Here is a 10,862-nt window from a genome sequence, read left to right as displayed (position 1 = left end):
CTGAACGGGCGGGTGGACAGCCTCAATGCGATCGTGCAGCAGCTGGCGCCGGTGTGGACCGGATCGGGGTGGACCGCCCCGCAGCCGGTGCGCCATCCTGCCTGGGGCTTTCTGCAGGCAATCCGTGGCCAGCACCTGCGCAGACCGGTGCGCGACGAGCGGATCGACCTCGAGGCGTTCCGAGCCTGGGCGACGGAAGAGCCGCACTGGACCTGCGACTACGTGGTCGACACCGCAACGCAGCTCGGCGAGGTGCTCGACATCATCGCCGCCGCGGGCCGTGCCAAGCGCACGCTCACCGATCTCAAGTGGTCGATCATCCGCGACAACGCCGCGGGCCCGGTGCGCCAGGTGTTCACGCCGCGCAACAGCTGGGGCTTCAAGGCCGAGCACCGCTTCCCGCGCAAGATTCACGGCTTCCGGGTGAAGGCGCGCTCCGAGCGCCTCGAGTGGCAGGAGGACGAGATCCTCGTCCTCGCCGATGGCTTCACCCGAAAGACAGCAAGTGAGCTCGAGACGCTCGATCTGCCGGGCGTGGTCGTAACTGTTGATGACGAAGACCAGGGCAATGTCTACCGGCTGGGCCGCTACCACCTCGCGACCGCGCTGAATCGCCCGGCCACCTACACGCTGCAGGTCGGCTGGGAGCACCTGCGCGTTACGCGCGGCGACAAGGTACGCTTCGTGCATGACGTGCCGCTGATCGGCGTGGGGCAGGCGCGCATCAAGGCCATCACCGTGGGCGGCGACGGGTTCGTCGACAGCCTCACGCTCGACGATGTCTTCGACATGGAGCAAGCCAGCTTCCGCATGCTGGTCCGAAACGTCGGCGGCAATCAGAGCTTCACCGCGTTTTCTCCGGTCGATCCCCAAGCCCGGGTCTGGACGCCGGACACCAATGTGGCGGCGGGCGACATTGCGGTGGGTGACCTAGTGATCGTCGAAGAGCTGATGCAGGAAAGCGTGGACCTCATTGTCACCAGCGTGCGGCCGAAGCCGGATGAGAGCGCCGAGCTGCAGCTGGTGGACGCTGTGCCCGCCGTCCTCGACGCGGACAGCGGGGCGATCCCGCCCTACAGCCCGGTGATCACCGAGCCGCGCGATCCGGCGACCGCAGGTCTGCCACCGGCGCCGGTGGTGATCTCGGCCTATTCCTCGAGCCTCACCCAGATTGTGCTGCCCGACCTGTCGGTGCGCCCGCGCATCGCGGTGCAACTCGCGCCCTTCGTGACCGGTTCGGCGGCCGAGGGCGTGACACTGCAGCTGCGCTGGTCCGACGCCGAGGCAGAGGCCGCCTGGGTTTACGGGGAAAAGGTCGCCGCGGGCGAATACACCCTGCTGACCGGCGCCCTCGAGAAGGGTGAGAGCTACCGCGTCGAGGTGAGCGCGGTCGGGGCGGACGGGAAGACGCGCGGCTGGGTCTCTGCGGGTGTGGTCACGGCCACCATGGCGCCGCCGGCGCCGCCGCTCATCTCGGCCAGCGCTGCGGCCTTCGAGATCCCCGATGGCGGGGGCAAGGGCCGGCGTCCCGGCATCCTGCTGAGCTGGGTGGTGCCGCCCAACAAGTCGCTCCGGGTGACGTGGCAGCTGCGCATTGCAGCGACGGGCGCTCTGGTGCAGCGCGGGCTCTTCGCCGAGGCCTCCGAGGGCAGCGTGCTGATCTCCGATGGTCTCGTGCCCAATATCGCCTATCAGGTCAGGGCAAGCTTTGTGACAGGCGCGTCCGATCAGCGAAGCTGGACGAGCTGGATGGACGTGACGACCGACGACGTGCGGCTTGTCAGAGACGATCTCGATACAGCGCTCACAGACCAGCTCGACGAGGCGTCGACCGTCGCCAACCAGGCGTTGCAGGACGCGGAAGACGCGCATCAGGCGGCAGACGCGGTGTCAGATGAGCTGGACGCGGCGGTCGCGAGCCTCACAGTCGATTATGACGCCGCGCAGAAGGCGGCGCAGGACGCCCAGACGGCGCGTGACGCGGCGGTGCTTGCCAGGAACAGCGCAGCGGCTTCCAAGGCGGATGCGGCGCTGTCCGAAACTCGTGCAGGTGAAAAAGCCGATGCTGCGTCTTCCTCGGCCAGTGCGGCGGAGTCGAGTGCCGCCGAAGCTGGACAGCAAGCGAGCGCCGCAACGGCTGCCAAGAATGCAGCTTCCACCTCCGCAAGCAACGCCTCCACATACGAGCAGCAGGCTGCGGCCGCAAAGCAGGACGCCGAAGGGGCAGCGGCGGCGGCGGCTTCCTCCGAGGAACTGGTGGCCAGCACCGCTGGGCTCTACGTGCATCCCTCGGATTTCGCGCTCGACGGCAAGTTCTGGTCGGACGCAATTGTCGGTAATCCTAAGGCGAAACCGGACAAGGTCGACGCGTTCCGCGATACGCCGGACGGGCGGGTGATCTACCGGAGCCTCCCGCTGGCGAGCAACTCGCACCTGGTGCCGAAGTTCTACCTGCGCAACGCGCCGGGCAAGACGTTCCGCATGACGCTTCGGGCGCGCTATGTGGGGGCGCTGGGAGACCAGACAAATGCGGCTCTGCGCCTGCAGTTCCGTCGCATCAACGGCGACTTCAGCAGCACGACGGCGACCTGGACGAAAGACTGCATCTTCGCGGCGGCGAACACGGTCGAGACCTTCAACTACGAGATCACCGATCAGAACGGCCTGACCCCGTGGATGCTCGGCTTTGCCTATTGGCCCTCGGCCTATACCGGCACGGGCGACGTCGAGGTTCTGAGCTTCGAGGTCGAGGACGTGACCGCGCAGAAAGAGGCGCAAGACGCCGCCGCTGCCGCAGCGCTTAGCGAAAGCAATGCGGCAGCTTCTGAAACTGCAGCAGGCCAATCTGCAAGTGCCGCGAATACCAGCGCCACCAATGCCGGCACCAGCGCAGGGCAAGCCTCGACCTACGCGGGGCAGGCGGCGACGGCCAAAGCTGACGCAGAAGGCGCGGCCAACAGTGCGTCCGAATTCAGCCGTTTAGCCTCTGTTACGTCTAGATCCTCAGCGACCCGGAACATGGTGTATGAGCCGAACCGTGATGACTACATTGGGGCGGATCCTCTAAAGTTCTGGTATCCAGGGACTGCTACGGCTGGCTACGCCAACAGCGCGCCCCCTGTGGCTCCCGTGGGCTCGAGAAACATCCGCCTGACGGACGGTGCTCGGGTCGATCCGGCATATACCGGCAACTTCAAAGGTCGGCGTTACCGTCTTAGCGCTTGGGTCTATACCCTGAACCAGACGCAAGGTTTCGCTCGTTTCTGCATGCGGTGCGAAAACCTTTCCGGCGACCCCGTCGCATTCTATCCGTCCACCAGCTTTGACACGGGGTCCAACTGGAAGTTTTACGAACTTGAAGTTGACGTAGCAGGGGACACCTCGCTCATCGCACCCGGTATCGATCTCGCAAATCAGGTTGCCGGGGACGCCATCCACGTATGGGACTTCCGATGCATCGACATCACCGAGGAGCACAATGCGGCTCAGGCTGCCTCGGCGGCTTCTATTAGTGCCTCAAATGCCAGCACCAGCAAGGACCAGGCTGGCAGCTTCGCAGGAGCCGCATCCACCCATGCGCAGTCGGCACAGACCCAGGCGGGCTACGCGCTCAATCACGCTGAGGCGGCTGCTCTCAGTAAGAATGCCGCCAACGGCTCCGCAGTTGCCGCGGCGACCTACTCGCAGACCGCCGCCCGTATCACAGGGCAGGGGGTGGGCTGCTTTGAAGATGCCTACTTCGAGACCTACGGCGATGCAGGGTCGATGTGGCTGGACTTCAACGGCGGACCCGATACTCAGCCCCCTGCGGCCAACCAGATTTTCCCGGTCGGGAAGTCGCTCAGCTTCAATTACACCGACTTGACGGCTCACTCTGGTGTGCGGATGCAAACCTCCGTCGGCTGGAAGGGGCCTCAGAACGAAGCGGCCTATGTAGTGGAAGTGATGTTCACCTACGTTGGTGGCGCCGGAATTGGCGGTGCTGGCATCCTGCTCGACTGGAACCACAGCAGCGGTGAGAGCCGAGCGGCGATAAAGCTGGAAGACATGATTGCCGGTGGATTGAAGGCAGGCGTGCCGACCTTCGCCTCGGCAATCCTCAAACGCCCTGCCTCGTTCCCCGGCAACTTCACCACGCATGATGCCTGGCTCATGGCCAACTATGATGGCAACGGTTTGGGGCCGATCCAGCGCAAGCACATCCGGTTCCACTATTTCCAAATCCGGGCGGCCACGCCGCAAGACCTGCAGAACCTCGACACGGCCGCCACCGTGGCGCAGGACACGCAGACCCTTGCAACGCTTGACGGCAAGGTGCGGGCCAGCACTGGCATCACGGCTGCGGTTACCAGTGCTGGCAACACCGAAGTCGCTGAATTGCGGCTGACTAGCTATGATGACCCGGATGGTTCGAGCGGCTCGGCTGTTGTTCTTAAGGGTGATGACGTCATCGCCGATGGCACGCTCACCACGCGGAAGCTGGCGGTTGGCTTTGCAGGTAATCAGCTGACCAACACTGCCTTCTGGGCGGGCTTGAACGATTGGAGCAACAACGCGGGGGGCGGCGTCGGCGCACAGAGCAGCTTTCTGGTCCGCTCACCGGGGTCCTCTTATGCGGGCCTTCGCTACCCTACCTTGTACATATACCAAGCTGGCACGGCGACCGATGGTTATGCTGACTTTGTCTCGACCCCTTCCTACACGGCCGATGGTGGTAATGGGCTAGGCGCCCCATGCAGGGCGAACCAGAAATGGGAAGCGTCTGTTTATGTGTCGACGCATCGGTGCGTTGGTCAGCTGCGTATCCAGTGGGTTGATGCCAGCGGCAATACCATCGACTACTCCGGCCCGGTTACTATCCCCACCAATTCCGGGTCTGCCGACAACCCTGACGAATGGCAGCGTATTGGGATTCGCGGGACCGCCCCCACCGGGGCAGCCTATGCGCGGATCCACATTCGCAAACTCGGAACTCAGTCGAGCACCAGCAGCTATCTCTTCTTCCACAAGCCGATGCTCTGCGAGTGTCCAGTCAACGCCACCGAGCTCACCCCCTATGGTCCGGGCGGCGCGACCTTCATCGACGGCGATATCATCCGCACCGCGTCAGTTTATGGCGACCGGATGGTTGCCCGGTCCATGGAGGCGGATGTCCTCAAGGCAAGGTCGTTGACGGCGGCCGAGGTTGCTGTCGGCACCCTCAGCGCTGAGGAGATCATAGCTGACGGCATTACCCGGCAGGGCGTGGCAGGCTCGGGGCTGGTGACGAACGATAGTGCGACGTGGACGACCGTGGCCGCATTTACTCTGCCGAGCATGCCAAAGCCTTCCTATGTCCAGGGCATCGTCTCGTTTGATCTGACCACCACCCCGGCGGGTATCCCCGGCCAGAATTGGAACATCCGTGTTGTGGTGCAAGGCAGTGTGCGCTTGCTGCTGAATTTTACCTCAGCAGGCTTCTACACCAGCGCGCAGCGTTACCACATTCGCGCCTTCACGCTGCAGGGTGCGGCGGCTGGGAACGTCGAGGTGAAATTCGAGATCAACCACTTTGGCGGGGCGGGCATCCAAAACTGCAACCTGTCTGCCATTGCGGCAATGAGGTGATGACATGACCGAAGAAGCCTTGGAGCCGGTGCGCCGGCTTTACGTCCAGCTCGATGATGAGGGCCGTCCCGCCCGGTGGTCCTCGTCGCCCCTTGGAGACGGCGATCTGGAAATGGACCCAGTGAGCAATCCCCGCGAGTTCTATCACAACGGCGAGGCGTGGCTGCCTGTGCCGGCGGGAGAGGGGCCGGGCAAGCGGCTCGATCCGGTGACAGGAGAATGGACGCTCGACGCTTTCAGCGACGAGTTTCTCGCGGCGATCAATGCCGAACGGGATCGGCGCATCAACGGCGGGTTCACTTTCGGCGGGGTGGTCTATCAGACCCGCCCCGAGGATCGCGAGAACATGGCCGGCGCAGCGACCAGCGCGCTCGCGGCGATCACCGACGGGGCCCAGCAGGGCGACCTTCGCTGGCACGGCGGGAGCAGTGATTTTGCGTGGATCGCGCAGGACAACACGCTGGTGCCAATGGATGCGCAGACGATGCTCGCCTTTGGGCAGGCGGCGATGGCCCACAAGCAGGCGCACATCTTCGCGGCCCGCGCGCTGAAGGACATGCCGGACGCGCCGAGCGACATCACCGACGACGCGCTCTGGCCAGCTTAACCGGCTCAGCTCACGCGACCTGCAGGCCAGCCTGCAATGACCCCGCCGCCAGCGGGCTTTTTCATGGGAAGGAACACAATGCCCAACATCAAGTTCGACAGCACCGTCAGCACCGGCAATATCCTGTCGATCCTCGCGATGATGGACACCGTGACGGCCGGCTATGTGACGCTGACGAACACGCAAGAGAGCCAGGCGATGTCGATCGCAAGGCTTGAGGAAGGCTCGCGCGGCCTCGACGCGCGCTTGAGGGCGGCCGAGCTGACCCAGGCGGGGCAGGCGTCGGACCTGCGAAGCATCCAGGCGACGCTGCTAAAAATCGACAGCAAGCTCGATCGCATATCTCAACAGGGGAGGTGAGCGCGGCCCGCTGTCAGCGGAGCTTCCCCGAACCGCTGAAGCTACTGGTAGGGGCCGCCGCGCAGAGAAAAACCAGCCAGACGGCCGCGCTCGTCTTTAAACGGGCGGGACCTCGGATTGTTCCGGTGACCGTTTCAAACGAGTACGTGGGGATTGGGTCTCAGACGGGGTGAGCGCGGCGACCCGCAGGCGAAGGGTTGCCTCACGTCCGCACGCTGCCCAGCCAAGCATCTCATCCCTACGTGCCTATGATCAGGATTTTAAAGGCTCGGATGCGCTCGCCGCGCTCGGAGCCAAAGTTACCACGGAAACCTGAGTGTCCTAAGGAAATTCAATGACAGAAAGGGGCAGGAGTGAGCGCGGCGCCCGGCCTCGGTTGGCCAGATAATCCCGCTAGGGGTTAAGTTCCGAGGCCTGAACCCTCCCGAGATTCGGGGATGAGGGTGAGAGTCCGCGCCGCGCTCAAGGCTCAATTTAACGCTGAACTCAGCATTGTCACCCCCGGCTTCGTGCACGACGTCATCGAGTTCTTCCTGATGATAGACAATGACTGCGGCGGCAAACGCGTGCCGGACCGTACCTACGTGGTGACCTACCAGGTGCTCGAGTGAGGTGAGCGCGACGCAGAGCTTTCGCTTTGCGTTCAACTTACGGAACGGGCGACTTTCTGGGAAAAGACCACACCGCGACGCGCTCGCAGAAAGCCTGGGGCCGGTGCTCCCGCAGATCAATCGCCGAGATTCAATGAAAAGGGATCGGCATTTTTCTGCTCAGGTTGGGGAGCGCGACCCGATATCTCCGCAGTGGCCAGTTCCTGTGGAAGCTACTGGCATGCAGGGGGCCGCGCTCGCGCACCGGGCTGCGCTGCAAGGATCGGAAGCATAACGCGGCCGTCTCGCTGTTGCGCATCACGAGAACTGCCGCGCGCCCGTCGCGCAGCGCTTCAATAGCACAGTTTTACTGATTCCTCACGCCCGGCTTCATGCCGGGCTTTTTCATGGAGATTGCAATGAGACAGGAAATCCGCGCCCTTCAGGCGGGGGCGAATGCGCTCGGCTTCTCGGCCGGGCCTGAAGACGGCCTCTGGGGGCCGCGCACCGAGGCAGAAATGCTCGCTCTGCTGGCGGCGCACGAGGGCCGCTGGGGTGATGCGGTCGAGCAGATGCATCAGGCGATCATCGACCTCGGCTATCTTGCCGCCGGACCGGTCAGCCGCGTCTGGACGCCCGAGCTTGACCGCGGGCTCCGCGCCCTGGTCGAGGCCGACGGGCTGCCGCGCGCGGGCGCGATCGTCGAGGATGTCACGGTATCGCCCGGCTGGGGCGGCTGGGTCTCGCACGAGAAGCAGGTGCTTCAGGGGAGCGCCGGCTACCTGGTCGGTCTCTTCGTGCTGCACACCACCGCGACATCGGAGACCTGGTGGAAAGGCAAGTCCAATCGGCAGATGTTCGAGGAAGTGCGGAGCTGGCACCTCGCCAACGGTTGGCGCGACATCGGCTATCATGGGCTGATCTTCCCGGATGGCGAGGTGATCGAAGGCCGTGCCTGGTCCGAGATCGGCGCGCATGTCATCGGCCACAACGCGGGTTCGCTCGGCTACTCGATGGTCCCGGTGCAGACCGTGACACACATGGGCAAGCCCGAGGACTTCTACACCCGCGAGACTCTCGACGCGATGCGCGGCGTGATCGCCAAGGCCTGCAACGCCACGCAAATCCGCCGGATCGCCGGGCACAACGAATTCGCCAACAAGCTCTGCCCCGGCTTCAGGGTCGAGGATGCGGCATGGGCACCGCTGGGGTGGGCTGCCTGATGGCGAGGCTCGGTCGCAAGCTCCGCTCTCTGCAGGGCGGGATGGTCTCCTTCATGTGCCCCGGCTGCCGGATGATGCACCAGGTCGGGGTCGGAAAAGGCCCCGGCCCGCGCTGGGGCTACAACGGCAACGCGGACGCCCCGACCTTCTCGCCGTCGATCAAGGTCAAGGGCACCGAGCAGCTCACAGATCAGCAACACGCCGCCATCATGCGAGGCGAACCGTTCGAGCCGAAGCCTCTGCTCTGCCACAGCTTCGTGCGCGAGGGGAGTATCCATTTCCTGAACGACTGCAGCCATGCGCTGGCAGGTCAGACGGTCGATCTCCCTGACCTCGATCTGCCCTGATGCTCATCCCCTTCCTCCCTCTAACCGACTGGCGCCTCGCGCTGGTCCTCTCTGCGGCTGCATGCCGCCTACCGAAAGGTTCCCAAGATGGACTTCCTCAAAGCTCTCCTTTCCAGCCCAGAGCTGGTGCAGGCGATCGCCGGGCTGCTCGGCATCGCGCTTATGCTGATCATCAACCGCGGCGCCGCGGCTTTCGAAGCCTTCACCGGAATCAGGATCGAGGCAGCGGCGCGTGAAGCCCTGCACTCGGCCATCAAGTCGGGCGTCGAGGCCGCGCTGCTCGAAGGGCCGGACGCTGGATTCGATGTGATCAAATCTCATGCGATCTACCATGCGCAGCAATCGGTGCCGGATGCGATCGCGCGGTTGGTGCCCGGAGACGGAGTGCTCGACCGCCTTGCGCTGCGCTATTACCGCGAGGCTATGGATCGGGTAGGGGTGCAGATCCCGGCCTGAGGTGTGCCCGACGCCTGATTGATAAGAGCCCGGCCGTCGCGCCGGGCTTACGCGTCTCTTGATCTTGTTCTCTATCTATCTGCGTCCCATGTGGACACGGAAGAGAACTGTTGTCGCGGGCCGCACCGACGGCGACAACGATTGGCTCGTCTTGAAGGATGGGCAGACGGTCGGGCGGGTACATAGGTCACACCTTCCTGATTCGTCGCTGAGCTGGGTGTGGGCCGTCGAGGTGCAGCCGGTGGCAGAGGGATATGCGCCGAGCCTCGAGGCTGCGCTGGAAGAGGTGCGGCGGCGGGTGAGGTAATCCGCCGCGTATGGGTTTCCAGGACTTAGGGTTGAATTTCTGGCGGGGATGGCCGCGCCGGTACTCAGCGATGGTCCACTCATCTGAGATCCGACGCAGGGCTATGCGGAAAGCATGGGAGCGGCGCTGGGAGAGATGCGAAAACGAACTCCGAAATGGCTGCGCTGAATTTGGAGGCTAAGGAGCTGTAGCCGGCGACGGTTTGGCAAGCGTGCTGAGCGCCACGCGTGGTCACTAGTATCCACGCCCACGCTGGAGGCATAGGGCGCGGTATAACTACGCTTCGCTGTGGAGCACCTCGGCGGTTTGCGCGTTTGAGCTCAAGAAGCAGATTTCAATGGCTACGGCGCAGTACTGAAACGCCTGCCTAAAGCGCGCTAAATTCTCTGCAGCGAAAAGGAGCTCAGAAGTCTCCGTTAAGGTCTCCGTTTTTCCGCCATTGCACTATGTCGTAGCGGCAAATTTCTTCCACGATTTCAGGATGAAGCCCGTGGCGGGCAGCGATTTCGTTGCAATCCAGATTCGCTGCAAGCAAGGACTCGACGGTTTTGTGAGGAAGGATCACTTCCGCAGCGGCCAAAATTCCGACATCGTCCGCAGCCACGTTGAGCGTGTAGCGTCCACCTCGCTGGACAAGCGCCTGAAGAACTTGCCCTGCGTCATGCGGGGTCGAGCAATATCGAGTCATCGGGGTGAAACAGTGCATCATCTCTTTTATGATGATGAAGTCCCGCCAGTGAAGGGGCAGGTCGTTGTGGACATAGACAGCGCCAATTTCCTGATCTGGTGCACCCGCTTCGCCGGGAATTACCACCCGAGCGAACATGCCATCGACAGGACGAGGCAAATCTTCAATGTGGATGTCTAGACGATCAATGCTGGTTTCGTCAGATTCCAAGACAGCGTTCCAGACCTCTGAAACGTTCATGGCGCTACCAATCGCCCGACCAGAACGATTGTGACGTAGCTGGTGAAGGTGCTGCGACAGTTCCGTGATCTTCAAAAAAAAAGCCTCCAGCTGTTTCGCTAGAGGCTGTCGTGAACAGGACGCGTCTAGCGTCCAGACCGGTTACATCAAAGCCCCGGCACCTGCAAGCGGCACAGCGGTTTCAACCACTTGACCGAGTTTTGCGTCGATCTCGGCGACCTCTTGGTTAGCCACCTCTTCAGGATTGACGATGAATTTTACGTCGCGCACCTCGGCTCCGGGGTACTTTTCGCGAAGCGCGACGAACAGATTTTGCATTTGCGCACCTCCTATGTGCTTCGCTTACAGAACTGCATTCAGATCGATTCAGTTCCGACCTTGTACACGCCTACGGTAAGATTCTGGCATAAGCAAGTTACCATTTCGTTTGTGACCAC

At 63.1% G+C, this 10,862-nt stretch carries 9 protein-coding genes; 7 read left to right on the top strand and 2 right to left on the bottom strand.

The genetic code is table 11. The features are described 5' to 3' along the window. The first annotated feature begins 12 nt into the window (after positions 1–12). The 7 genes from G0D83_RS03685 to G0D83_RS03655 all read left to right on the top strand — a co-directional run bounded on the left by G0D83_RS03685 (position 13) and on the right by G0D83_RS03655 (position 9,190). A complete protein-coding gene (locus tag G0D83_RS03685) occupies positions 13–5,607 on the top strand; it encodes a hypothetical protein (protein WP_203595561.1) in 5,595 nt (1,864 codons plus the stop codon). A 4-nt stretch (positions 5,608–5,611) separates the two neighbouring features. After that, a complete protein-coding gene (locus G0D83_RS03680; protein WP_164189598.1) occupies positions 5,612–6,214 on the top strand; it encodes a DUF4376 domain-containing protein in 603 nt (200 codons plus the stop codon). 78 nt (positions 6,215–6,292) lie between these two features. After that, a complete protein-coding gene (locus G0D83_RS03675; protein ID WP_164189596.1) occupies positions 6,293–6,574 on the top strand; it encodes a hypothetical protein in 282 nt (93 codons plus the stop codon). Positions 6,575–7,011: 437 nt separating this feature from the next. Next, entirely contained in the window at positions 7,012–7,185 is a 174-nt protein-coding gene (locus tag G0D83_RS03670) for a hypothetical protein (protein ID WP_164189593.1), read from the top strand. A 398-nt stretch (positions 7,186–7,583) separates the two neighbouring features. Continuing rightward, positions 7,584–8,387, top strand: coding sequence for an N-acetylmuramoyl-L-alanine amidase (locus G0D83_RS03665; protein WP_164189591.1), 804 nt, complete (start codon positions 7,584–7,586; stop codon positions 8,385–8,387). Further along, complete coding sequence (locus tag G0D83_RS03660) at positions 8,360–8,734, top strand: DUF6527 family protein (RefSeq protein ID WP_235958000.1); 375 nt, start codon at positions 8,360–8,362, stop codon at positions 8,732–8,734. The genes G0D83_RS03665 and G0D83_RS03660 overlap by 28 nt, the downstream gene beginning before the upstream one ends. An 87-nt stretch (positions 8,735–8,821) precedes the next feature. Continuing rightward, positions 8,822–9,190 (top strand): hypothetical protein, encoded by a 369-nt coding sequence (locus G0D83_RS03655; RefSeq protein WP_235957999.1) that lies wholly within the window; start codon positions 8,822–8,824, stop codon positions 9,188–9,190. A 710-nt stretch (positions 9,191–9,900) separates the two neighbouring features. Here G0D83_RS03655 and G0D83_RS03650 read toward each other — a convergent pair. Further along, positions 9,901–10,500 carry a hypothetical protein gene (locus G0D83_RS03650; protein WP_164189589.1) on the bottom strand — a complete coding sequence of 200 codons (600 nt, stop codon included), beginning with the start codon at positions 10,498–10,500 and terminating at the stop codon, positions 9,901–9,903. 66 nt (positions 10,501–10,566) lie between these two features. Then, on the bottom strand, positions 10,567–10,743 hold the full coding sequence (locus tag G0D83_RS03645) for a hypothetical protein (protein WP_164189587.1): 177 nt from the start codon (positions 10,741–10,743) through the stop codon (positions 10,567–10,569). Between the last annotated feature and the right edge of the window lie 119 nt (positions 10,744–10,862).

Source organism: Salipiger sp. PrR003 (genome assembly GCF_010500785.1).
GTDB lineage: Bacteria > Pseudomonadota > Alphaproteobacteria > Rhodobacterales > Rhodobacteraceae > Salipiger > Salipiger pacificus_A.
Note: the sequence above shows the minus strand (reverse complement) of the source record. Positions and strands in the feature narration are given on the sequence as shown.

What these genes read in the sequence shown, in the direction of transcription:
- G0D83_RS03655 (WP_235957999.1), top strand. Translation starts at nt 8,822, where the DNA reads ATGGACTTCCTCAAAGCTCTCCTTTCCAGCCCAGAGCTGGTGCAGGCG.
- G0D83_RS03680 (WP_164189598.1), top strand. Translation starts at nt 5,612, where the DNA reads ATGACCGAAGAAGCCTTGGAGCCGGTGCGCCGGCTTTACGTCCAGCTC.
- G0D83_RS03670 (WP_164189593.1), top strand. Translation starts at nt 7,012, where the DNA reads ATGAGGGTGAGAGTCCGCGCCGCGCTCAAGGCTCAATTTAACGCTGAA.
- G0D83_RS03675 (WP_164189596.1), top strand. Translation starts at nt 6,293, where the DNA reads ATGCCCAACATCAAGTTCGACAGCACCGTCAGCACCGGCAATATCCTG.
- G0D83_RS03660 (WP_235958000.1), top strand. Translation starts at nt 8,360, where the DNA reads ATGGGCACCGCTGGGGTGGGCTGCCTGATGGCGAGGCTCGGTCGCAAG.
- G0D83_RS03665 (WP_164189591.1), top strand. Translation starts at nt 7,584, where the DNA reads ATGAGACAGGAAATCCGCGCCCTTCAGGCGGGGGCGAATGCGCTCGGC.
- G0D83_RS03645 (WP_164189587.1), bottom strand. Translation starts at nt 10,743, where the DNA reads ATGCAAAATCTGTTCGTCGCGCTTCGCGAAAAGTACCCCGGAGCCGAG.